The sequence below is a fragment of the Enterococcus phoeniculicola ATCC BAA-412 genome, assembly GCF_000407505.1.
Lineage (GTDB): Bacteria > Bacillota > Bacilli > Lactobacillales > Enterococcaceae > Enterococcus_K > Enterococcus_K phoeniculicola.
Genome location: NZ_ASWE01000001.1, coordinates 1,411,745 through 1,435,186, shown reverse-complemented (window position 1 = coordinate 1,435,186; position 23,442 = coordinate 1,411,745). Strand labels below are relative to the sequence as shown.

The following is a 23,442-nucleotide window of genomic DNA, read 5'->3' as shown; positions in this document are numbered from 1 at the left end:
AGCTATCTATACCAATCCTTGTGCAAGCATTGCTTTGGCTACTTTTCCAAATCCAGCTACGTTTGCACCCATCATTAAATTCTTTTCCTCGCCATAGTTTTTTGCTGTATCGCGACAGGTTTCATAAATAGCTAACATGATGTCATCCAACTTTTGATCAACGTCTTCTTTTGTCCATGATAAACGTTGAGAGTTTTGACTCATTTCTAGTGCTGAAACAGCTACTCCACCAGCATTTGCTGCTTTCCCTGGACAATAATAAACCCCTTTTTCAAGCAATACCTCTACTGCGTCGATTGTACAAGGCATGTTTGCTCCTTCGCCGACGATTTTCACACCATTTTTAACCAAAAGACTGGCTTGCTCTTTATGAATTTCATTTTGAGTCGCACATGGTAAAGCGATATCTACTGGCTTATCTAAATTCCAAACAGATTCACCTGCAAAGTATTCCGCTGATGAACGTTGGTTTGCGTACTCTGTTAACCGTTCACGCTTCACTTCTTTAATTTCTTTCAATAATTCTAAATCAATACCTGCTGGATCATAAATAAACCCACTAGAATCAGAACAAGTCGTCACTTTAGCTCCCAATTCCTGCGCTTTTTCGATAGCATAAATTGCTACGTTTCCGCTACCTGAAACAAATACTTCTTTTCCTTCAAAGGAATCTTGATCATTTGCAAGCAAATGTTTCACAAAATAAACTAAGCCATAACCTGTTGCTTCTGTCCGACCTTTGCTACCCCAAAAGTCCAATGGCTTCCCTGTTAATACACCTGCATCATATTGTTTCAAACGTTTGTATGCACCAAATAAGTAGCCGATTTCCCGTCCGCCTACACCAATATCACCCGCTGGAACATCAATATTTGGACCAATATGTTTTGATAGCTCTGTCATGAAACTTTGGCAAAAACGCATAATTTCAGCATCTGACTTTCCTTTTGGATCAAAGTCACTTCCACCTTTTCCTCCGCCAATCGGTAACCCAGTCAAACTATTTTTGAAGATTTGTTCAAATGCTAAGAACTTCAAAATGCTTAAATTTACACTTGGATGAAAACGTAAACCGCCTTTGTATGGGCCTAATGCAGAGTTATATTGAATTCGATAGCCACGATTCACTTGCCAATTGCCTTTATCATCTTGCCAAGGAACACGAAATTGAATAATACGTTCTGGCTCAACTAGCACACCTAAAATGTTTTGTTCAACATATTCAGGGTGCTCTTCTAAAAATGCGGTCACCGTTGGTAAAAGTTCATCCACTGCTTGAATAAATTCTGTTTGTCCTGCATCTTTTTCTCGAATCATTTGTTGAATTGACGCTACATATTGTTTTGCTTCTGTCATAGTTTCACTCTCCTTCATTCTTTGTAGCTCCTATTGTATCGCACTTTTCCTCTCTTGGCATCTGCTTAGATGAATTTTTTCTGAATTTTTCCATAATTTATGATAAACTCATGCATGAGGTGAAGAAATGACAACCACATTTGATGTAATCGTTGTTGGCGCTGGAACAAGCGGCATGATGGCAGCTATTTCTGCTGCTGAAAATGGAGCCAAGGTTTTATTAGTAGAAAAAAATAAAAAAGCTGGAAAAAAACTGTTAATGACAGGTGGTGGGCGCTGTAATGTCACAAATAATCGCCCCGTAGATGATTTAATCGCACACATTCCTGGAAATGGAAAATTTTTGTACAGTGCATTTTCTCAGTGGACAAATTTTGATATTATGAATTTTTTTGAAAGTAATGGCGTTCATTTAAAAGAAGAAGACCATGGACGTATGTTTCCTATCACAAATAAATCAAAAACAATCATAGAAACGTTGATTCAGCGTTTAACTGATTTAAATGTAACCCTACATTTTGGTTCCAAAGTAGAAAAGTTAGTTCATAAAGAAGGTCAAATATACGGAATACGAACAGAGCTTGAAGAGTTTCGAGCACCTTGTGTCATTTTAACAACTGGCGGACGGACTTATCCTTCTACAGGAGCAACAGGAGATGGCTATCGTATCGCAAAAAAAGTAGGTCATACGGTGACTCGTCTCTATGCGACAGAATCACCAATGATTTCAGAAGAATCTTTTATCCAAAAACGAACCTTACAAGGACTATCTCTAGATGATATTTCCCTACAAGTTTTAACAAAAAACGGCAAAATCTTAACGGAACACATCATGGATCTTTTATTTACACATTTTGGTGTTTCCGGACCTGCTGCACTCCGCTGTTCCAGCTTTGTAAATCAGGAGCTGGAAGCATCTGAAGGACAACCTGTAACCCTTCGCTTGGACTGCTTTCCAGAGGTTTCTTCTCAAGAGCTATCTAGTAAAGTACACGCCCTGTTAAAAGACTCTAAAAAATCTGTCGCAAACGCATTACGTGGACTTCTCCCTGAACGTCTACTAGATTTTTATTTAGAAAAAGCAGGGATACTTGATCTTTCTGCACCACAAGTGACAGAAGTACAGATTGCTGATTTTATTCATTTATGTAAACAGTTTGAGTTTACTGTTTCCAAGACCTTTCCAATTGAAAAATCTTTTGTAACTGGCGGAGGTATCTCATTAAAAGAAGTGAATCCAAAAACAATGGAAAGTAAGCTTATTCAAGGATTGTTTTTTGCTGGAGAGTTGTTAGATGTCAATGGGTATACTGGCGGTTTCAACATTACTGCAGCATTTGTCACCGGACACGTTGCAGGACAGCATGCAGCAGAAGCAGCCTCTTACACCTCAGCTAGTTATTGATTAGAATTGCTTTGATTGTCAGTCTTTTTTAAGATTTTACAAGAAACAAGACCTAACTTAAACAATGCTATTTTGTATTTTTAACATCTTAACGACGAGAGGTCGGGACAGAAGTGTTCAGCTTATTTTCGAAGGAGTTACTTCTGTTCCCGCCGTTTATTAAGGTTTTACAAAGGTGGGAACAACTTAATTAGTTATATCCAGCCCTCGTAAACTCTTAATAAAGAAGGAAATCATCCCCACTACATGTTTAGGGAGAACTCATCTCCATTTCGTTTCGCTCTCAACAACTTCTAGATATAGGACTAGAGTTAAAGGCTCCGAAAATAAGCTGAACTTGCATAACTCCACTTCTAATGACACACAGTACCTACTTGGTTCTTGGAGCTGAACCACTTCTGAGGTGTGCCCTCTATAATTTACTTCTGTGAATACACAGGATTTTCCTTATCCTAAGAAGCTACCCTTCTCTATGCCCTCCTCTCTTTTTTTTAGTCCGTTTTAATTTCTGAATTTTCTAATTCACTGTATGATAGCCTTATAGACTTTAATTAGGGGGAAAAACAATGAATGAAAAGAAATCGCTACATAAACAAACAGGTCACGCACATGTAAACTCCTTACTACTTGGATCAGTTGAAGCAGAAATTCAATCATTTATTAAACAAAAACATCCAGAGTATACAAAAGACACCCTTCTGACATTTTCTGAACTACTTGATTATCGTTTAGACTATATGAAGAGCATGATTTCAACAGACTCTGAAAAAATGGAGTCGCTTAATACCAGTATTGTTCAAACCATAAAAAACAATGAAACTATCTCCAATAATCTAAATCAAACCGTCGAAAAAAATCTTACCCTTGGACAAAGAGCAGCCGACTCCATTGCTAAGTTTGGCGGAAGTTGGCCGTTTATTTTTCTATTCATGGGTATCTTGTTTGGCTGGATTTTGTTGAATGTCACTGGTCTTTTTTTTCACCCCTTTGACACCTACCCTTTCATCCTTCTAAATCTTGCTTTGTCCTGTCTTGCTGCAATTCAAGCGCCCATTATTATGATGAGTCAAAATCGTCAAGAAGAGCGAGATCGTAAACAAGCAACAAACGATTATAAAGTAAACTTAAAAGCAGAAATAGAAATCAATCTACTTCATGAAAAGATGGACTACTTACTTAACACACAATGGCAGCATCTTGTAGAAATGCAACACATACAAATTGAACTCTTAGGAGAGCTGCAGGAACAGCTCAACCATCCCGAAGCAAAATAAAAAGACTCACTTTTTAACAAGTCTCTTTAATAGACTTTGCTGAAAAGTGAGTCTTTCTAGTAGCAATCCCAGTAGAGTAGCCACTCTCTTGTTTCTTTATTTTTTGCTAAAAAAAGGATTCCTGAATCACCAATAGAAAAACCTACCTTTGAATCAGAAGTAATCTGTAAAACAAATTCAAATCCTTCACCAAAAGAAATGCCTGATTGACAATAGGTTGGATACCCTCCTAATTTATGCTCATAGTTCTGATCAAATGTCGCGTAATAACTTTCAATACTCCCCTCTTTCTCCAACCGCAAAATTTCATTTTCCACAGTTTTGGAGAAGCTATACTCATCATCCCAAATCGGGAAATCTTCTTCAATAAAACTCGGTTTTAATGGAAACGGAGTTAAAAAACTAGAAGAATGAGTTAGTTTTTTTCGCTCAAGGCAGTCTAACGTATGATACTCTCGTACAGTCCAGTAAGAACCAGATGGTAAAATATCACTCGGTATATTTTGAGAAACAAAAACGGTTAAAAGTTTTATTCCCTCTAACGCTTCTGGTACAAAAGGCAAATTTTCCAGGTACAGTTGCATTAATGGAAGCATAAGCAAGCCGTCATCATCAGTCGGAATCTCCTCCTCCTTTAAAAACCACTCGACTTTTCCAATCCAGCTTTCTTCTACTTGAAAGGTTGGACGAAAGCCTCCAGCAACAAACGTTGTTGCTTTTTTTCCAAGCACCTGCTTAATTTCTTCTATCGTCATAAGGGCTCCCTTCTCTTTTTTGCGTTCACATTCAACAGCTTACAATAATAAATCTTTAAACTGCGCGTTCGTTAATGCCTGAATCCCTTTTGGTGCAAGCTCCATCTGTAGCCCTCTTCGTCCAGCTGAAATAATAATCGCATCAAACTCATTGGCCGTCGCATCAATGTACGTTGGAAACAGCTTCTTCATTCCGATAGGTGAGCACCCGCCACGTATGTAGCCTGTAGTCGCCTCCAAATCCTTTAAATGAAGCATCTCAATCTTTTTATTGCCACTCGCTTTTGCCAACTTCTTCAAATCCAGTTCTTGATTACCCGGGATAACTGCCACTACGGGTCCCGTTTTATTTCCAGTAGTCACAAGTGTTTTAAAGATTTGACTCTTATTTTGGTTTAACTGCTCTGCAACTTCCAACGCACCTACGTGATCTTCTGACCATTCATATTCATGTTCTATATAAGGAATTTTTTTTTGTTCAACTAATCGAATTGCATTGGTTTTCGCCAAAGTTTTTTTCTTTGCCATCCTCTTTCACCTCAAATCTAGTCTACCAAAATTATGAGACAACGCAACAAAAAGAGAAAAGACCGTTTTATTTGGTTCCTCATAGAACTAGAGGTACACTGAAGATAGAATGATGAAGGAGGACATAGAGATGAAAACAAGAATTTCTAGAGGAAAATTTGAAAAAATGCAACAACTTTCAAATAATCAAGGAGTCATCGCCGCCTTAGCTATTGACCAACGAGGCTCTATGAAAAAAATGATGGAAGCTGCTGTCGGACCTGAACACTTTACAATGGATCATGTCTATGAATTTAAAGAGCTAGTGTCTCAAGAATTAACTAAGTATGTCAGTGCTATTTTATTGGATGAAGAATATGGGTTCAAAGGAATTTCAGCAAAAAATCCAGCGGCTGGATTAATTATGTCGTATGAAAAAACTGGCTACGATGTTTCTACCCCTGGACGTTTACCTGAATTGTTGCCAAATGAATCATTAATTCGTTTGCTAGCAAAAGGAGCCGATGCAGCTAAAGTTTTAGTTTATTATAATCCAGATGATCCTAAAGAAATTCTGGACAGTAAACACGCATTTCTCGAACGTTTAGGCACAGAAGCGCTGGCAGCAGACATTCCTGTTTTTGTTGAACCAATTGTTTATGACAATGACATTCTTGACGAGCATTCGGCAGAATTTGCAAAAATAAAACCCAAAAAAGTGATTGATACCATCAAAGAATTTACAAAAGACAAATATCACATTGATATTCTAAAAATAGAAGTGCCTGTCTTATTTAACCTGGTTGAAGGCTACACCGCAAAAGGAGTTTCCCCTGTTTATACACAGGAAGAAGCCGCAGCTTATTTTAAAGAAGCAAGTGACGCAGCCACACGCCCATTCATATACTTAAGTGCTGGTGTCCCTGCAGAAATTTTCCGAGACGAACTCATCTTTGCCGGAAAACACGGAGCAAACTACTCTGGTATTTTAGGTGGGCGAGCAACTTGGCGTGATGGTGTGGAAATTTATGGAAAACAAGGAAAAGAAGCCCTCATTCATTGGCTAGATACACAGGGAAAAGAAAATGTGGAAGAATTAAACCAAATCCTTTCAGACTATGCAAAACCTTGGTATGACGCTTATGGCGGATTAGAGAATATTGAAGTGTTTGATATTGATGTTATGAACTAAAGAAACCTTCGCATAAGAAAATATTCTTATGCGAAGTTTTTTTATCGTCTTTATAAAGATTTTTAAGATAATTTCAGCGTCTCAATCATTTCCTTTAACTCGCCAATCGGTATCTGACCTGGTGCAGAGGCTTTCACCGCTGACCCAAACGTTGCACTGGAGCCTGTAAGCTCTCCAGTAATTCGGCTAACCATTCCTAATGCGCCCATGGACATAGTGATTATCGGACGGTCAGCATACTCCCTATACATAGTCTCTGTTGCTGTTAGTAACGTCAATACATCTTCTGGTGTATTCGGCATGACAGCTAGTTTACAAATATCTGCGTTTTTATCCTGCATTTTTTGCAGACGAGAGAGGATTTCTTCCATAGACGGCGTATGATGAAACTCATGATTACACATAATGACTTTTATTCCTTTTTGATGTGCCAGAGCAATCGTCTCAGACACTTCTTTTTCAGGCATAAATAGTTCAATATCTAACAAGTCGCATTGCCCATTTTGGATAATTTCTTGATAAAGCTGAAAATACTGTTCTGTAGGAAGTTCCTTTTCTCCACCCTCTTTTTTACTCCGGAAAGTGATTAACAACGGTTTTTTTATCGCTTTCTTAATCGTTTTTGAAAATGACGAAACGATTGAAAAATCGAGAACCTTCTCATAAAAATCAACTCGCCATTCCACAATATCACAGGGTAATTGAGAAATGAATTCTGACTCTTTTATTAACTCTTCGCTGGTTTGTCCAACCAACGGAACAATTAGTTTGGGTAGTCCTTCTCCGATAGTTACATCTTCTACAGTGACCGTTCTCATTTATCCGACTCCTCCTCTTTACTAGTTAACATTTTACAGGAAAAAAAGCAAATCTGCCATCTTTTAAAAAACTATAAAAAAGCTACTCTTCTTCAAATAATAACTCTCTGATATAATCTACAGGCATGTCTTCTCCTGTAAATTGTTTAAATGACTCTGCACCTTGATGCAGCATCATTCCTAATCCATTGATGGTCTTCTTTGCTCCATGCTCTTTTGCAAAGGTAAGAAGTTTAGTTTCCCGTGGACTATAGACCACATCAAAAACAACTAAATCTTCATGAATCAGTTCTGCATCATTAATCAAGCTTAAGTTTTCTAAAGGTTTCATTCCAACACCTGTTGCATCGACATAAATACTGCTCTTTTGAACTGCCTCTTTAAAAGACTCCTGATCAGCTAAGTCATACACAATTGCAGTGGCTTTCGTATGTTGATTAATTTTTTCAGCTGTTTCAACGACATTAGCAAAGAGTGCATCTTTTCTGTTAAATAAATGAAACTCTTTTGCACCGTCTAATGCAGCTTGTATGGCAATCGCTGTAGCCGCTCCGCCTGCTCCTGTGATTGTAATCGTTTGGTCTCTCACATCCACTTCTTCATCTCGTAACGCTTGCATAGCTCCTGTTCCATCAGTTACGTCCCCTACTAAATAGCCCAGGCCATCTTTATTTATGACGGTGTTTACCGCACCAATAAGCTTGGCCGCCGGGGTCAACTCGTCTAGATAAGGAATGATAGCTTGTTTATTTGGCATGGAGATATTAGCGCCGCGGAGTCCTAATGAACGAATTCCCTGCACAGCACCTTCCAATTCTTCATTTCCTACTTCAAATGCAAGATAAGCATAATCCAATCCTAGCTTTGCAAATGACTCATTATGCATTTTTGGAGATAAGCTATGACGAATAGGTGTGGCAAGTAACCCAATTAGTAACGTATGACCGGTGATTCTTTCTCCCATTATGTTCCCTCCGATACTTGAGGTCAGGATAGAAATGCTTCTGTCCCGGCCTCTTTTTATAAACTTGTTTTTAATAAATGGATTGCAATGCAGTTGTTTTCTTTGATTCACTCAAGTGCTTATCAAGAAGTTTCACTTCTTCAATAACGTCACGTGCTTCTCTAGTTCCTTCCATGATTCGTCTTGCAACTTTACTATCACCAATATTTAGCAAGACGGTATTTGTTTTTTTTGCATACCCTTCTAATTCAGGTAACAGTGGCGCGTGGGCGCGCATACCCAAGCAAACAAAGCCCAAATCAAAGGAAAGCTCTTCTAGTTTTCCATCTGACTTTTCAACAATGAATCGGTCCTCTTTTACTTCTAATAACCGCGTAGACGTGTAAACATTCACACCATAATCATTCACAATCTCCATCATAGAAAGCTTAGTAATTAAGTCTAAGTCTTTGCCTAATTCTCCCTGCATTTCTACAATACTCACTTTTTTAGCTCCACGTTCAGCATAGTATTCTACTACGTCCAGTCCTACTGCACCTCCACCAATCACTACAATTTCTTTTCCTTCAAATTCTTGGAAATCTTCCATATGATTTAGAATATCAAAAATTGAAAAGACGTGTCGGCTTGTTTTCGCTAGCTGTTCTGATAATCCCTTAATTGGTGGCAACAATGGGGTGGCACCTGTTGCATTCACGATAATATCTGGTTTCTTTTCTGAGAGCTCATTTATATGAAATGGCTGATTTAAATGAATCGATAGATTACTCAGTTCTTCGCAACGATTGATTTGGTAGGTGATAAAGTCATCAATCCGTTTTTTGTCTGGGAATCGAGCAATCTCGTGTCCTAATCCTCCAAGATATGATTTTTGTTCATACAGCTCAACCTCTACTCCAATTTCTGCAGCAGAAGCAGCTGCTTCTAATCCAGCTGTTCCACCACCGATAACCACCATCTTCATTGGTTGTGACAGCATTGTTTGTTTATAGTCATCTTCATAGTATAAATCTGGATTCACCGTACAACGAATTGGACGTGATTTGGCAATTCGATGATCGGCACAGCCAATATTACAAGAAATACATTTTCTAAGAAGATGCTCTTGCCCATTTTGAACTTTATTAACCCAGTTGGGTTCTGCAATTAATCCGCGGCCCATTGCTAATAAATCTGCATCGCCATCTTCAAGTATTTCAGCCGCACGCTTAGGGCTTCTGATGTTTCCTGACGTGATAACTATCTTTTCTGGAAATCGTTCTTTTACTGCTTTTGCCATATAACTGCGCCAGCCATCTTCAAGATTCATTTTATCAATTTGATATTGCAGACTGTCATTCAATGCAGCAGAAACATTTAAGATATCTGCTTCTTCCGCAAATTCATGTAACACATCTAGCGTGTCTTCTAGCGTGTTTCCCCCCTCCAACAGCTCATCGGCACTGAACCTCACTGAAATTGGGAAGAAAGGACCCACTGCTTTTCTGACAGCTTGAACAACAAGCTTTGCAAAGCGGCTTCTATTTTCCTTTGAACCGCCAAATTCATCTGTTCGCTTGTTATAAAGCGGCGACAAAAATTGACTAATCAAGTAAGAGTGTCCTGCATGGATTTCAACACAGTCAAACCCTGCACGTTGCGCTCTCAAGGCTCCTTGCGCATATTTATCAATAATCTCATATATTTCGGCTACTTCTAACGGACGTGGAATTGGATTTCCTTTTTTACTTGGGACGTCAGATGCTGAGACCGCCTGTTTTCCTTCTAAACGTAAGCCGTATGCTGAAGCTCCTGCATGATTAATTTGTACAGAGGTTTTTGCTCCGTAAGCATGCATTTTTTCGTTAAACTTCCAAAGACCCGGAATGTATTGATCGTTGTCCATTCGAAGCTGCGTTGTTCCATTTGTCCCCATAGGATAATCAAAGCAGACATTTTCCAATGTAATCAATGCTGTGCCGCCCTTTGCACGTTGTTCGTAATACGCCATATGTTCTTCATTGAATGAACCATCTACATTTGCAAAGTTCGTCCCCATAGGAGGCATAATCACACGATTTTTTAAGGTCATTCGTTTAATTGTCAGTGGTTCAAATAAAGCCGTATATTTTTCCATTTTTACTCCTCTTTTCATTCGTTACTCTTTTCACATTATCTTCTATCTAAAGTGTAATCGGCTCGAACGATAAATTCCAATGCTTTTTATACTTAATATCCATAAATTATATTTATCTATCTATTAAAAAGAAGAGACTGAGATAGTCACTCTAGTCTCTTTCTCTTACACTCAATCTGATTTAGAGCGTCAAATCTTTTTACCTGCTCTTATCATAGGCTGTTTATTTTTTTAATTCCAAATAAGCCAGTTCCTCTTCTGATAAATGAACGCGACTTGCGTGTAAACTTGATAACAATTCCTTTTTATTTCTTGGTCCAATACTTGCTAAAACATCAAAGCGTTCATTTAATACATATGCTAACGCAATATTAATGGGTTCTGCTTCTTTTGTTTTTGCCATAGCTTCTACACGAGCAAGTTTCTCAAAGTTTTCTTCTGTAAAGAATGCATCTTTAATATCTTGTGGTGCCTCTGCATCAATTGATTTCCACAATGGCACAAAGAACCCTGCTCCTTGTGCGCCCCAGCTCATGACTGTAATTCCTTCTTCATTGTTTTTCTTCACATAGTCGGAATCTACGTAAACAGTTCCTACCCAGCGAGGTTTTTGGATGGTTGCCAAGGTATATGAAGGACTATTTACAGTGATTCCTTGATACCCTTTTTCTTTACAATAAGCATTCGCTTCTTCAATACGTTCAATAGTCCAGTTAGAAACTCCGTAGGCGGCAATTTTGCCTTCTTTATGATGAAGTTCCAATCGATCCATCAGCTCTGAGACAGGAACGTCTACGTTGTCACGATGAAGAACATAAATATCAAATGAGTCTACCCCCATATTTGATAAACTATATTCTAAATCCTCTGTAATAAATTCTTCGCCAACACGATTTTTTTCAGGATGATGAACATTATTTTCATCCACATAATGATGACAGGCTTTGTTGACTAAAACGAGTGATTCACGATTTCCCCTTTCTTTTAGCCATTCTGTAATGACGGTCTCTGCTTTACCGCCATTATAAAAACGACCTGTATCAATCACATTTCCGCCTTGCGCCACATATTCATCCATCAATTCAAAAATGACTTCTTTGTCCTCGGGTGAAAACCAGCCTGTACCTAACGCAATACGTGCCACCTTTTTATCTAATCCTTTGACTGTACAATATTCCATTATCTTTTCCTCCTATTGAGTAACTTTTTTCCATCCACTAAGTAATTTTTCACCAAATACTTTTCGATAGCGAACAGCTAATGCAGCTGATAAAATAAAGCAAACCGTTGATACGCCAACATTTAACAAGAGTACCTTTGTAAAATCAATTTCCATCAATGCTTTTGTTACAGCAGGCACAATATAGGCACCGCTTGCCATAAAGACATTATAAATACTTGTATTTTTTCCTTTTCCTTTAGGGAAGAACTGACTTAACATCGCATTCCCAATTTGCAGTACACCACCTGCTGCAAAGAATCCTACCGCAAATGATCCAATCGTTAATGTAAGCTGAGTCGGGTAAATATACACGATTCCTAAAATAACTGAAGACAGAAATGTATAAGCAACCATCACTGTTACGTCTTTAAAGCCCTTCGCCATAATAAATGATGTAAATAAAACGGCAAGTATACTGCCAATACTATATAAAGACATAATGCCACGCGCAGAAACCTCGGACATGCCAACAACATCCATTGCATAAAGCGTAGAGGTCTGTTGCCATAAATAAAATGTAGCAAAGATAAAGAAAGCAAATGCCATTAGTAACGCGCCTTCAATTGCATAGCTAGGTTTTTCCTTAAACTCTGTTTCTTCCTCAACTGGTGATTCTGTTACCTCTTTTGCTACCTCATCTGGAAACTTACGTGTAAGCATAAATACAAAATTCAAAGCAACTAACACAAAAGGAACAACTAATGACCAACCAAACCAGTAGCCATTTGTACTTAAGAAAGCAATAAACATCGGAGACAATCCAGCTGCCGCAATAAATCCTTTTACAATAACGGAAGCGACACTTGATTGATCTGGATAAATTTCCATAAGTGCAGGATACGTCGCCCCATCAAGAAATGAAGTTGCCGCACCCGCTGTGAAAGCTAGCACATAGGCAAACGTTACGTTGGTACAAATCATTAAGCCACCGAAAAATAGGATATATCCAACCATTCCAATAAGTGCAATCGGTTTTCGACCAAATCGGTCAGACAACATCCCAGAAAAAAGTAAGACAATGACCTTACCAATTCCTGTAATAGCAATAACCCCCATAACCGTATTCGTTGTGGTTCCCCATTTGTCCGCAAAACTGTTAATATTTTGAGAAAGAATGATTGCTTGAATTCCCTGGACAAAATAGTTCACATACAACGCCAGTGCTGTTAAAAAAAATTTGTTTTTATGCATGGTCTTTTTACGCTCCTTTTATAAATTATTCAAGTTCAATAATTCACAATTTATTTATATCCTCATTATAATCGCTGTCATTCATTTAATCTAATGTATTATTTTTATCACTTCCATAAATAAAATTCATATATTTTGTCAATCAATTACAAAAAAACTGTACAATTTTAGACTCTTTCCTCTAAAATCACACAGTTTTTTCTCTTTTATTTTATCTAAATAAGCTGTTTTTGTTTTACTGGCTCTTGGTTTAGTAAGCTAGTTTGTTCCTGTAGCTGTTTATATCGAATATAAATAACCACTGTACACACGAAGCCTACAAATGTTAAGAAAATATCTAGCCAAAAAATTGAAATAAAATGAAGTTCGCTTAAATAACCTGTAGCATACGGAATAATCATTACAGACAGTGCTGACGCAAGGGAATAATAACTGGTAATTCTGCCTTTTCGTGTTGGGAAAAATTCAAGTAGCAATGCTAACGCAAGTTGCCAAACTCCTCCTGCAGAAAACACGCCCACCCCAATTGCTGCAACCATCAACATGAAAGCGGAAGGAAACAGTGTCAATAAAAGTAGAACAATCGTTGAAAGTCCACCGCAAGCAACTAACAAAAAAGTAGAGGATATGTTTTTTTTCACTAAATAGGAAGTGAAAAAAACCGAAATAAATGATCCTACACTATAAATACTTATTAATATCAAGCTGTCCTTCTCACTCATTAACTGCAATTTCTCTGCTAAGGTAGGTACCCATGTAATGAAAATATTAAAGGTTGAAACAGAAGTGAAGCCAAAAATAATGAGTGCTAAACCCTCCAGCTTCATCCTAGGTTTAAATGTTGTCTCTTTTATCTCTTCAACGATTGTTTGCTCAACTATTACCTCTGGATAACTTTGGCGAAGCATAACAAATAAATTTATCAATAGAATGACAAAACAAAGGAAAAAGATATACCCAAAGAATAACTGCTGCGTCAAAATGATTCTCATCCCAAATGGGAGTAAAAACTGTCCTAATGAGATAAATGCCTTATTTAACACACTAAGCGAGCTGCTGTCTTTTGATTCCGGGTAGGCTTCTACCAAAGTTGGATAGGTGCCTGTGTCTAAAAAAGCATTGCTAAACCCTGCAAACAACGCAAAGATAAACCCTTGTATATAATTTTTGCTGATTAAAATACCACCAAAAAATATCAGATAACAGAGCATGCCCAATAGAATCGTTTTTTTTCTTCCTACCTTATCAGAAATTGTTCCTGCAAAATACAAAATTAACAATCTTCCTAATCCGATTGCACTCATGACCAGCATAACCTCTTGTACACTTGCGCCCCAGTACGCCGTTAGCTGCTTTAAATTTTGAGAAATAATAATTGCAGCAATCCCTTGAAAAATATAATTTGTATACAAGGAACCAATCAGTCCATTGTAATTTTTTCGCATGCTCGTTGCCTCCTTCTTTGAATAGTATGCTTATCATACACGACTCTGCAGCTCTCGCAAAGTCTTCTTTTACACTTTTTAACCATTTGACTTGTTCACTATTTCACTATGTTCATCATACCTAGTTTCTTTGATAAAATCTAATGATTTTTTCCATTATTATTGATAAACTATATTTATCAATAATAAAAGGAGTACACGATGAATTTACGACAACTTGAATTTTTCAAAAAACTCGCTGATACGGAACATATGACACAAGCTGCCACCTTATTAAATACTACACAACCAAATCTTAGTCATTCTATGTCTGAACTAGAAAAAGAGCTTGGCGCTCCGCTATTTGAAAAATCTGGAAGAAATATTCGCTTAACCAAATATGGGAAGCTCTTCTATTCTTACGTGAATCATGCGCTAAATGAGCTTAGTAACGGTCAAAGAGCACTGACAGAAATCATTAGTCCTGAACAAGGTCAAATTGATTTTGGTTTCATTTATACGATGGGATCAACAATTGCTCCTTCAATTACACAGCAATTTTTAGCTGCAGAAGGAAATCAGCAAGTCACTTTCAACTTTTTCCAAGGAAACTCACAGTCTATAATTCAGCTACTTAAAGAAGAAAAAATTGATATTGCTCTGTCCTCTAGAATTGATCAAGAGGAGGACATTCATTATCTTCCCTTCGTTCAACAGGAAATGGTCTTAGTTGTCCCGCAATCACATCCGCTAGCAATTCATGACTCCATTTCGTTAAAGGAAACCACTGAATTTCCATATGTCTACTTTTCTAAGAACAGTGGCCTACGTACTTATATCGACAGTCTGACAGCTAATTCTGGTCTAACACCGAAGATTGCTTGCGAAGTGGAAGAAGACCACACGATGCTTGGTTTTGTGGGGTGTAATTTTGGGATTGCCATCATGCCTGACATTCCTTCTATCAGTGCCTACCCAGTTAAAAAAATAGCCATCTCAGATAGCCGTCCTCCTCGCTATATCTATCTGGCAACCAGAAAGAACGGATTTATGTCTCCTGCAGTCAAACGATTTTATGAATTTTGTCTTCATCATATCAAGTCTTGATAAAACAAGCATCTTTAGCCCCTCTTCACTAGGTCTAAAGATGCTTTTCTTCTATAGAATAGGTCTTTCTATTTTGAAATTTGATAGAAGAAGACTTTCAGATAGTTTCCTTCCTCAAATGATGAAATCGTTTTGAAATCAGAAGGTAAATGGAACTCGTTCATTTTTTTAAATCGAACCTGTTTTTTCTTCAAGCTCTCTTCAATCATTTTTTGAAATTTCTCTCTCGATACATTTGCCGCATTTGTTGAGGCAATAAGCATTCCCTCTTTGCTCAAAATATCAACACTGTCCTCCACTAACTCGCCATAATTTTTTGCTACACTGAATACTTTTTTCTTATTTCTGGCAAAACTTGGCGGATCTAGCACAATGACATCAAATGTTAGGCTCTTTCTAGCGGCATATTTAAAGTACTCAAATACATCCATAACAACAATCTTGTTCTCTTCGAGTCCTAATCCATTCACCTGAAATTGTTCCTGCGTTTTTGGTAAGCTACGTTTGGCAAGATCTACACTCGTTGTCTGACTTGCCCCACCTATTTTCGCCGCAACAGAAAATGCGCCAGTATAACTAAACATATTTAAAACGCTTTTTCCCGCAGCTAATCCTTCAGCTAAGACACCACGAACTTCTTTTTGATCTAAGAAAATTCCAGTCATCAGCCCTTCATTTAAGTATGTTGCATAATGAATGCCATTTTCTTTTACAAGTAATGGCTCAGGTGCCTCATTCCCATACATAAATTGACTTTCAGGCAAGCTTGCCTCAGAGAATCGAATTTTTTCATACGCACCTGTTATCTCGGGAAACACTTGTTTAAACGCTTCAACAATTTGTTGCTTATTTTGAAATAAGGTCTTGTTATACCAAGAAAAAACGGCAAACGATTCATAAAGGTCGATAATCAGTCCGCCTAAGCCATCACCCTCGCCATTAAAAATACGGAAAGCTGTCGTCGTCTCATCTAAAAAATATACCTCTCGATCTTGTTTCGCTTTTTTGAATAGTTTCTCAAAAAAAGAAACCTGGATTGGTTCATCCTTTTTACTCAAAATCCAGCCAATCCCTTTATTTTGCTCCCCTAAGTAGCCCTTCGCCAGAAACCTTCCTGCTTCATTTACAAAGGTAACCCATTGGTCGGTTGGCTTCACAGCCTTCACTAAATCTTCTTTTTGCAAAAGTGGATAGCCTCGACGGATTTTTTTTTCTGCTATAGTTGTCACTTTGATTTCCATGTGTTCACCTGCTCTTATAATGTACCTATTAGTATAGCAAAAAATAAGTGGGCTGTCTGATGGAATCTTTAAAGAAATGTTTAAAGTGATTGTTACATTTTGATTTCAATTGACACAAAAGCCCGATGCGAGTAGAATGTAAGGAAGTTATGGCAATCATTGACGTGTTTTCATTTTGCCTAGAACGGAAAGGAAGGTTAAAATTGAAAAAATTAAAAACTCCCGCATTTCTAAATACGCGGCTTGGCTTTTTTTCATTAGCAGCCTTATTATTTTGGTTAAAAAATTTATTTGCTTATCACTTTGACTTTAATTTGGGTATAGAAAACTCATTTCAGTATTTTATTTTACTAATTAATCCAATCGCAACTACCCTCTTCTTATTAGGGATTGCATTGTATATACGAAGAACCAAACCTTCCTATATAACTATGATGGTAATTTACTTCTTAATGAGCGTTCTACTTTTCTCCAACGTTACCTACTATCGTGAATTTACAGACTTTATCACTGTAAACACCATGTTAGGTGCTGGAAAAGTAGCAAGTGGTTTGGGTGAAAGTGCCTTACGTCTGTTACGTCCATATGATATTGTTTACTTTTTAGATATCATTGTAATGGCGGCTTTACTTATCTTTAAGAAAATTAAAATGGATGAACGTCCTGTGCGCATTCCAATGGCTGTAGCAGTTTCTGCCTTTGCCTTGATGATTTTTTCAGGAAACTTGACGCTGGCTGAAGCTTCTCGTCCAGAATTACTAACACGTACATTCTCACGTGATTACATCGTAAAATATCTTGGAATTAATGCATTTACTGTTTATGACGGCGTAACAACCTATAAGACGACACAGGTTCGAGCGCAAGCAAGTGCCAATGATATGAAAACAGCAGAAGATTATGTTAAAAATCACTACGCTGCACCAAATGATGAGATGTTTGGAATCGCAAAAGGAAAAAATGTGATTTACATCCATTTAGAAAGTTTCCAACAATTTCTACTGGATTATAAGTTAAAAGATGAAAATGGTGTAGAACATGAAGTAACACCTTTCTTGAATAGTCTTTATCACAACAACAGCACTTTTGCTTTTGACAACTTCTTCCATCAAGTATCTGCTGGTAAAACAAGTGATGCTGAAACACTAATGGAAAATTCACTATTCGGACTAAATCAAGGATCATTGTTTACACAACTAGGTGACAAGAATACCTTTGAAGCGGCTCCTGCGATTCTTGATCAAACACAAGGATATTCAAGTGCTGTTTTCCACGGAAATGCTGGAAACTTCTGGAATCGAAATGAAACCTATAAACATTTAGGGTATGAAAACTTCTTCGATGCATCTTATTATGATGTAACGGATGAAAATTCATTCCAGTATGGATTACACGATAAACCATTCTTCCAACAATCTGTTCAATATTTAGAACATTTGCAACAACCGTTTTATTCAAAATTTATTGCTGTATCGAACCACTACCCTTATTCACAATTTACAAATGATGAAGGTGGCTTCCCTCTAGCAAATACATCTGATGAAACAATCAACGGATACTTTGCAACAGCAAACTATTTAGATAAATCAGTAGAAGAATTCTTTAACTACTTAAAAAAATCTGGCTTATATGAAAATTCAGTTGTTGTCCTTTATGGGGATCATTACGGTGTTTCTGACTCTCGTAATAAGAATTTGGCTGAACTTGTCGGAAAAAACAAAGAAACATGGACAGACTTTGATAACGCACAAATGCAACGTGTTCCTTACATGATTCATGTCCCTGGTCAAGAAAACGGAGGCATTAATCATACGTACGGTGGCCAAGTTGATGCGCTTCCTACTTTACTTCACCTATTAGGTGTTGATACAAGCAACTATATCCAACTAGGACAAGATTTATTCTCAAAAGATCATCAACAGCTTGTCGCATTTAGAAATGGTGACTTTGTTACACCAAACTACACTTATCGTGGTGGTACTGTCTATGACAACCAAACAGGTGAAGCTATCCCTACTCTTTCTGAATCACTTGCACAACAAGTCGAAACGTGGAAACAAGATGTTACAAATCAGTTAGATATTTCTGATCAAATTAATAATGGTGACTTACTTCGCTTCTATACTAACAGCGGACTAACCGCTGTTAACCCTGATGATTATAACTATAAAGGCTCACTTGATCGTCTGATAACTGAAGAGACAAAATTAGGTGACAAGTCGACAAGCGTTTATAGTAAAAACAATAATAAATCGACAGTTGATTTGTATAAAACCGAAACGTACAAACAGTACAACGGTGAAGCAACTGCAGAGGAACCAAAAACTGACGAAGGAAAAGATGATACTGCTAAATAAACAAAAGACGAATGGCCTGAGGCTGTTCGTCTTTTTTCTATACAAAATCCTTCATTTTTTTTATTGCAGTTCTTCATACTTTATTCATAATCATTGCCTATACTTATTATGAGGTGAAACTATGAAGACACTTTATTATGCTCTAGCTAGTAGTCGTTATCACAAAAAATTTTCTATCGCATATGGTTTATTCTTCGGTCTCTTCTTGTTTTTATTTACTCTTTTACTAAATCTAAAGAAGATGGTTCTTCTTTTACATACCCAAGTATCTAGTCGGATTGCGCTAATAGACGCACAGTTAAATGAAAATTCTGCCTCCGTGCCATTAGATAATCATCAAGTGACACAGGTTTCACAAGTCTATCAATCCTTACTATACTGCTTTCTAGGTATATTTTTATTCATTACCATTCTTGCTCTTTCCTTTTTCTTTCGATACAAAAAGAAAGAAATTCTACAGTGGCGGTTAGTAGGATTGAAATTTAGAGAGATTCTTCGATTGCTTGTCGTTGAATCCTTGCTTCCCGCAATAACTGTTACATTTGTTGTCGCAGCCTTTTTATTTGTTTGCCAAAACACCTATGAGTCTCTCCTGCAAACAATCAATTTACGTGTCCTACACTGGTTAAATGTAAACGACTATACTGTGCTCACCCAAACAACTGAGAGTCATTCTTTTATGATTGGACTCCCTTTTGATCAAGTGACACTCTTTCAAGTAGATTTTAATGACCGTTTCTGGTTTTCAGATGTATTCCTAGCCATTCTAAAAGTTTTTAGTGCTATGGCACTTCTCACAAGCATCATTATCAGCTTACTCAGTACAGGATTCATTAAGCATTGGACAAAAAAAGGACGGTGGTCAATGTGACTTTTCAACAGCTAGTAGACTTTTTTGAAGAAACGCAGGTAACGGCTATATTAGAGCCTTCAGAGCGTTTAGATGCGGATGTCGCACACTTTATCGAATATACATTTCAAACGGTAGGTTCGCCCTTTGGTTTGCTTTATCGGCAATGGTTGCCTGTTCCTTATTTATCAATTGCAGATAATTTATTATTAGGCTCCTCCATTAAACGTAAAGAAGCGAAGTCCCTTATTTTAGATACCCTAGCCCTCGTAAATTTGGACGAACAGATTTTAGGCAAAGATATTGGGGAGCTAACCGCGTTTGAGGAAGTCAAACTTCAGCTTGCACACCATCTGATTCTTCAAAAAAGGGGAATTTTAGTAGAAAATGTGTTTTCTACTCTTTCTGTCCAACAAATTCAGGAGCTTCTTCCCCTCTTGCGGCAATTAGCAAAAAGAACACGTTTGGCGATTGTTATTTTAACTCCAGATATGTCCATCGCCAACAGTCCTTACATGGATCACTTTATTCATTCCACAGACGATTCATCCAAACGAAAACACGCATAAAAAGTTTCTTTCAGAAAGAAGGCCCCGGTGGCTTTGAAAGGCAGGCTATTTCAGAGTTACCCAGCTTCTTCCTAAAGAGGCTTTTTTGCTCAACAAATTCGCCCTGTAAATAATCCTTTCCAACTCATTTTTCAACTTTTTCTACCTCTTTTTCCATTCTCTATGAATCTTTCCGTGCGCCTACTTTTATTTAAAATAACTATTTCTGTTAGTAAATTTGTGAATGAATTTCAAAGTGATTCGCAGACAACATTCACACCTTTTTAAAGGAAATCATTTTAATTTAGAAAGGAAGACTCTTCTAGTATCTCTTTATGCACACAAATCAACACCTATTTTAACGGTAAACTAGATATAGGTTTATACATAAACTTCCAATTTAGCAGCTAGAGCGCCCCTTGTTAGAACTTGAAATTTATTTATAAAAAAAATCCTCTGTATAGGACTTTTCTACTTCAATGTCCTATACAGAGAATCTATCAGAGTACTCTGCTGTCTTTACTTATTTTTTGTTTGGTTCATTAACTGAATCAGCAGCTGGCTTGTCTTCTACCAGCTCTACATCAGGGAAACTAACAATAAATGTCGTTCCCTTCCCTAGTTCACTTTCTACCTCTAGTTTTCCTTTATGCAGACGAACTAATTGTTGAACAATCGGCAGACCCAATCCTGATTCACCATACTTTGTATTTTTCCTCGAAGGATCTACTTTATAGTAACGATCCCAAATGCTTCTTTGCTGCTCTTCACTCATCCCAATCCCAGTATCAGAGATTTTGACAATGGTTTCCAAGTACCCTTTTTCAATGCGAACTCGAATCTCGCCATCTTGCGTAAACTGAATAGCATTTTGTAAAATATTGACCATGATTTGAACAAATCGGTCATAATCAGCATAAACTTCAATATCCTCTTGCGTTTCTAAAATCAATTGGTCATTTGCTGCCGTTGCTTTTTTCTCTAATTGTGTCAACAAGTTCGCTAAAGTTTCGGTTCCGTTGAACTTTTTAATCACCATACTAATCTGATTTGTACGGATTTTTTCATAATCCAGATTTTCATTCACTAATCGAATTAAGCGTTCGGTCTCATTTTTCATTAATCGAACCGCATTTTCCTTCTGGCTTTCTGGAATGGCATTGTACTCTAATCCTTCTAACAAGCCATTGATTGTCGTTAGTGGTGTCCGCATCTCATGGGATGCATCCGCCATAAACTGCCTCCGTCTTTCTTCCTGTTGTTCGATTTCCTCTTGCGATGATTTCAAGGAGCTTGCCATCTTATTGAAATCCTCCGCTAAATCATCAAACTCATCCTTGTCATGAACAGGCAAAACAATATCAAAGTTGCCGTTCGTAATTTCTTTTGTCGCCGCACGCATTCGCGTAATTCGCTTCACCTGAAATGACGCAAATACATAACTGACAATCAGCGCAATAATACTAGAAATGATGAACCCTTTAAATAAGTTCAACGTAAATGAATGGACGCTATCTTCAATGTTTTTAGCTGGTTGACTTAAGATAAGCACACCATAAAATTCTCCCTGTAAATTTACAGGCACCATCATATAAGAAGTTGGCTGGTTTTCTCCGTAGATATTCTTTTTATCGGTGAGCTTCTTTCGCTCTCCTCGGGAAAACGATGCCCACTGCTCCTTAGAAATTTTAATTACAGGCTCTTTTTCTGCATTTAATGGATAAATAATTTGATTATTTTTTGCGATAAATAAAAAGTTTACCGACTGTTGACTAAGTACGGTCTCTGTATAGTTTAAAGATTCTTCAAATGGATTGTTTTGAGCTAACTTTTGAACAGACTCTGCATAGTCAGAAAGCTGCTTGTAGTTATTATCTTCAATTGTTTGCTTGGTCAACTGTGTAAAGGACACACCCACGATTAGTAAAATAAGCGCAATTACCCCCCAAAACGCTAGCAATTGTTGATAGAGGTATCTCATTCGGCAACACCTGAATCGTCAAATTTATACCCCACACCCCACACTGTTTGAATAATTTGCGGACCTACTTTTTCAATTTTTTGTCGTAATTTTTTAATGTGGGCATCCACAGTTCGTTCATCACCAAAATACTGATAATCCCAAACAAGCTCCAGCAGCTGTTCACGAGAAAAAACTTGGCGAGGTTTTTTAGCTAATGTAAACAGTAAATCAAATTCTTTCGGTGTTAGACCATCAATTGGTTTTCCAGCGAGATAGGCTTCACGTGTTTTTGTATTCATTTTAAAATGAGCTGTTTGCACATCAAAGACATCATCATTTTCTTGTGTAGTTGCTGTTCCTTGTTCAGCAAGCTCACTGCGACGGTGTAAAGCTTTCATACGTGCAATCAACGTAAGCGGACTAAATGGTTTAGTTACATAATCATCTGCCCCCATTTCTAACCCAATCACTTGATCGCTTTCTGAGTCCCTTGCTGTAAGCATGATGATTGGAACGGTACTGGATAGTTTACGGATCTCTCTTCCGACCATCATCCCATCCATACTTGGTAAATTTAAATCCAAGGTTACCATATCCCATTTATCAGGCTCTTCTAAAAAAGCATCTAAGCCCTCTTTTCCATCGTATTTGAACGTTGCCTCCCAACCTTCATTTAAGAAAAACATTTGCATCATTTCTGAAACAGATTCATTATCTTCAATCATTAAGATATTCATTAGATTCACTCTCCTGTGTCAATTCTTTATCAAAATTTTCTAATTTTTTTTCAGTTATAATAAAAATAGGCATGATTGGAAACACTAGGACAAGCATTTCAACAAGAAAAAAATTCGTGTGTCCTGAAGTTTTGAGCCACCAGCCAATGAGTGCCATTACTCCTCCAAAAAGAAGAAAGTTCCAGCTGCTTATCTTTTGTGCATAGCGAAAATGTGCATCGCTTTTGCCTGCCAATGTCGAACGGTAGCCATATAAAGGATAATGCTGTTTTGCTGGTATCAGCTTAAATAAAATTCCAATAGCTACTAAAAAACTTCCTACATACAAAAAAATCATTTTATTTCCCCTACCTTCTGTTATTAGTATACTCTAAAAGGGCGTCAACACCAATTATCTTCAACATTTCTTCATGAA

Annotated in this window: 19 protein-coding genes and 2 pseudogenes; 7 read left to right on the top strand and 14 right to left on the bottom strand. The window is 37.4% G+C overall.

Going from position 1 to position 23,442, the window contains the following annotated elements; all coding sequences use genetic code 11:
* Positions 1-6 precede the first annotated feature (6 nt).
* A complete protein-coding gene (gdhA, locus tag I589_RS06650) occupies positions 7-1,356 on the bottom strand; it encodes an NADP-specific glutamate dehydrogenase (RefSeq protein ID WP_034684764.1) in 1,350 nt (449 codons plus the stop codon).
* Between the two features lie 127 nt (positions 1,357-1,483).
* Between gdhA and I589_RS06645 the strand changes: the two genes are divergently transcribed.
* Positions 1,484-2,761, top strand: a complete 1,278-nt coding sequence (locus I589_RS06645; RefSeq protein WP_010768874.1) for a BaiN/RdsA family NAD(P)/FAD-dependent oxidoreductase — start codon at positions 1,484-1,486, stop codon at positions 2,759-2,761.
* A 566-nt stretch (positions 2,762-3,327) separates the two neighbouring features.
* Positions 3,328-4,035 (top strand): DUF1003 domain-containing protein, encoded by a 708-nt coding sequence (locus I589_RS06640; protein WP_010768875.1) that lies wholly within the window; start codon positions 3,328-3,330, stop codon positions 4,033-4,035.
* Positions 4,036-4,091: 56 nt separating this feature from the next.
* Here the strand turns inward: I589_RS06640 and I589_RS06635 are convergent, their stop codons facing one another.
* Together I589_RS06635 and ybaK are read right to left on the bottom strand one after the other, a co-directional pair.
* Entirely contained in the window at positions 4,092-4,790 is a 699-nt protein-coding gene (locus I589_RS06635; RefSeq protein WP_010768876.1) for a DUF1963 domain-containing protein, read from the bottom strand.
* 39 nt (positions 4,791-4,829) lie between these two features.
* Positions 4,830-5,318, bottom strand: coding sequence for a Cys-tRNA(Pro) deacylase (gene ybaK, locus I589_RS06630; RefSeq protein ID WP_010768877.1), 489 nt, complete (start codon positions 5,316-5,318; stop codon positions 4,830-4,832).
* A gap of 130 nt (positions 5,319-5,448) precedes the next feature.
* On the opposite strand from ybaK, the gene I589_RS06625 reads away from it, so the two are divergent.
* On the top strand, positions 5,449-6,489 hold the full coding sequence (locus I589_RS06625) for a tagatose 1,6-diphosphate aldolase (protein WP_010768878.1): 1,041 nt from the start codon (positions 5,449-5,451) through the stop codon (positions 6,487-6,489).
* Between the two features lie 62 nt (positions 6,490-6,551).
* Here the strand turns inward: I589_RS06625 and aroD are convergent, their stop codons facing one another.
* The 6 genes from aroD to I589_RS06595 all read right to left on the bottom strand — a co-directional run bounded on the left by aroD (position 6,552) and on the right by I589_RS06595 (position 14,245).
* Complete coding sequence (gene aroD, locus I589_RS06620; RefSeq protein WP_010768879.1) at positions 6,552-7,307, bottom strand: type I 3-dehydroquinate dehydratase; 756 nt, start codon at positions 7,305-7,307, stop codon at positions 6,552-6,554.
* Positions 7,308-7,389: 82 nt separating this feature from the next.
* Positions 7,390-8,271, bottom strand: a complete 882-nt coding sequence (locus I589_RS06615) for a shikimate dehydrogenase (protein ID WP_010768880.1) — start codon at positions 8,269-8,271, stop codon at positions 7,390-7,392.
* A gap of 70 nt (positions 8,272-8,341) precedes the next feature.
* Positions 8,342-10,387 carry an oxidoreductase gene (locus I589_RS06610; RefSeq protein WP_010768881.1) on the bottom strand — a complete coding sequence of 682 codons (2,046 nt, stop codon included), beginning with the start codon at positions 10,385-10,387 and terminating at the stop codon, positions 8,342-8,344.
* A gap of 223 nt (positions 10,388-10,610) precedes the next feature.
* Positions 10,611-11,567, bottom strand: a complete 957-nt coding sequence (locus tag I589_RS06605; protein WP_010768882.1) for an aldo/keto reductase — start codon at positions 11,565-11,567, stop codon at positions 10,611-10,613.
* A gap of 12 nt (positions 11,568-11,579) precedes the next feature.
* Positions 11,580-12,800 (bottom strand): MFS transporter, encoded by a 1,221-nt coding sequence (locus I589_RS06600; RefSeq protein ID WP_010768883.1) that lies wholly within the window; start codon positions 12,798-12,800, stop codon positions 11,580-11,582.
* 215 nt (positions 12,801-13,015) lie between these two features.
* Positions 13,016-14,245, bottom strand: coding sequence for an MFS transporter (locus tag I589_RS06595; RefSeq protein WP_010768884.1), 1,230 nt, complete (start codon positions 14,243-14,245; stop codon positions 13,016-13,018).
* A 201-nt stretch (positions 14,246-14,446) separates the two neighbouring features.
* On the opposite strand from I589_RS06595, the gene I589_RS06590 reads away from it, so the two are divergent.
* Entirely contained in the window at positions 14,447-15,331 is an 885-nt protein-coding gene (locus I589_RS06590; protein ID WP_010768885.1) for a LysR family transcriptional regulator, read from the top strand.
* A 68-nt stretch (positions 15,332-15,399) separates the two neighbouring features.
* Here the strand turns inward: I589_RS06590 and I589_RS06585 are convergent, their stop codons facing one another.
* Positions 15,400-16,572, bottom strand: coding sequence for a class I SAM-dependent rRNA methyltransferase (locus I589_RS06585; RefSeq protein WP_010768886.1), 1,173 nt, complete (start codon positions 16,570-16,572; stop codon positions 15,400-15,402).
* A gap of 203 nt (positions 16,573-16,775) precedes the next feature.
* Here I589_RS06585 and I589_RS06580 point away from each other — a divergent pair, with 203 nt between their 5' ends.
* From I589_RS06580 to I589_RS06570, 3 genes are all read left to right on the top strand, one after another.
* Positions 16,776-18,929, top strand: coding sequence for an LTA synthase family protein (locus tag I589_RS06580; protein ID WP_034684468.1), 2,154 nt, complete (start codon positions 16,776-16,778; stop codon positions 18,927-18,929).
* Between the two features lie 121 nt (positions 18,930-19,050).
* On the top strand, positions 19,051-19,800 hold the full coding sequence (locus tag I589_RS06575; RefSeq protein WP_010768888.1) for a hypothetical protein: 750 nt from the start codon (positions 19,051-19,053) through the stop codon (positions 19,798-19,800).
* The gene (locus I589_RS06570) at positions 19,797-20,348 is read left to right on the top strand and encodes a hypothetical protein (RefSeq protein ID WP_010768889.1); all 552 of its coding nucleotides are present in this window, start codon (positions 19,797-19,799) and stop codon (positions 20,346-20,348) included. The genes I589_RS06575 and I589_RS06570 overlap by 4 nt, the downstream gene beginning before the upstream one ends.
* A 502-nt stretch (positions 20,349-20,850) precedes the next feature.
* On the opposite strand, the pseudogene I589_RS06565 reads toward I589_RS06570, so the two are convergent.
* From I589_RS06565 to I589_RS06555, 4 genes and pseudogenes are all read right to left on the bottom strand, one after another.
* Positions 20,851-21,963, bottom strand: a pseudogene (locus I589_RS06565) (ATP-binding protein); the annotation flags it as partial.
* A gap of 192 nt (positions 21,964-22,155) precedes the next feature.
* Positions 22,156-22,308: pseudogene (locus tag I589_RS18755) on the bottom strand (two-component sensor histidine kinase); the annotation flags it as partial.
* Entirely contained in the window at positions 22,305-23,027 is a 723-nt protein-coding gene (locus I589_RS06560) for a response regulator transcription factor (RefSeq protein ID WP_010768891.1), read from the bottom strand. The pseudogene I589_RS18755 and the gene I589_RS06560, both read right to left, overlap by 4 nt.
* Positions 23,008-23,364, bottom strand: coding sequence for an SdpI family protein (locus I589_RS06555; protein WP_010768892.1), 357 nt, complete (start codon positions 23,362-23,364; stop codon positions 23,008-23,010). The genes I589_RS06560 and I589_RS06555 overlap by 20 nt, the downstream gene beginning before the upstream one ends.
* Positions 23,365-23,442 lie beyond the last annotated feature (78 nt).

What these genes read in the sequence shown, in the direction of transcription:
- aroD (WP_010768879.1), bottom strand. Translation starts at nt 7,307, where the DNA reads ATGAGAACGGTCACTGTAGAAGATGTAACTATCGGAGAAGGACTACCC.
- I589_RS06555 (WP_010768892.1), bottom strand. Translation starts at nt 23,364, where the DNA reads ATGATTTTTTTGTATGTAGGAAGTTTTTTAGTAGCTATTGGAATTTTA.
- I589_RS06575 (WP_010768888.1), top strand. Translation starts at nt 19,051, where the DNA reads ATGAAGACACTTTATTATGCTCTAGCTAGTAGTCGTTATCACAAAAAA.
- I589_RS06605 (WP_010768882.1), bottom strand. Translation starts at nt 11,567, where the DNA reads ATGGAATATTGTACAGTCAAAGGATTAGATAAAAAGGTGGCACGTATT.
- I589_RS06610 (WP_010768881.1), bottom strand. Translation starts at nt 10,387, where the DNA reads ATGGAAAAATATACGGCTTTATTTGAACCACTGACAATTAAACGAATG.
- I589_RS06585 (WP_010768886.1), bottom strand. Translation starts at nt 16,572, where the DNA reads ATGGAAATCAAAGTGACAACTATAGCAGAAAAAAAAATCCGTCGAGGC.
- I589_RS06645 (WP_010768874.1), top strand. Translation starts at nt 1,484, where the DNA reads ATGACAACCACATTTGATGTAATCGTTGTTGGCGCTGGAACAAGCGGC.
- I589_RS06625 (WP_010768878.1), top strand. Translation starts at nt 5,449, where the DNA reads ATGAAAACAAGAATTTCTAGAGGAAAATTTGAAAAAATGCAACAACTT.
- gdhA (WP_034684764.1), bottom strand. Translation starts at nt 1,356, where the DNA reads ATGACAGAAGCAAAACAATATGTAGCGTCAATTCAACAAATGATTCGA.
- I589_RS06635 (WP_010768876.1), bottom strand. Translation starts at nt 4,790, where the DNA reads ATGACGATAGAAGAAATTAAGCAGGTGCTTGGAAAAAAAGCAACAACG.
- I589_RS06600 (WP_010768883.1), bottom strand. Translation starts at nt 12,800, where the DNA reads ATGCATAAAAACAAATTTTTTTTAACAGCACTGGCGTTGTATGTGAAC.
- I589_RS06615 (WP_010768880.1), bottom strand. Translation starts at nt 8,271, where the DNA reads ATGGGAGAAAGAATCACCGGTCATACGTTACTAATTGGGTTACTTGCC.
- I589_RS06595 (WP_010768884.1), bottom strand. Translation starts at nt 14,245, where the DNA reads ATGCGAAAAAATTACAATGGACTGATTGGTTCCTTGTATACAAATTAT.
- I589_RS06590 (WP_010768885.1), top strand. Translation starts at nt 14,447, where the DNA reads ATGAATTTACGACAACTTGAATTTTTCAAAAAACTCGCTGATACGGAA.
- I589_RS06560 (WP_010768891.1), bottom strand. Translation starts at nt 23,027, where the DNA reads ATGAATATCTTAATGATTGAAGATAATGAATCTGTTTCAGAAATGATG.
- ybaK (WP_010768877.1), bottom strand. Translation starts at nt 5,318, where the DNA reads ATGGCAAAGAAAAAAACTTTGGCGAAAACCAATGCAATTCGATTAGTT.
- I589_RS06640 (WP_010768875.1), top strand. Translation starts at nt 3,328, where the DNA reads ATGAATGAAAAGAAATCGCTACATAAACAAACAGGTCACGCACATGTA.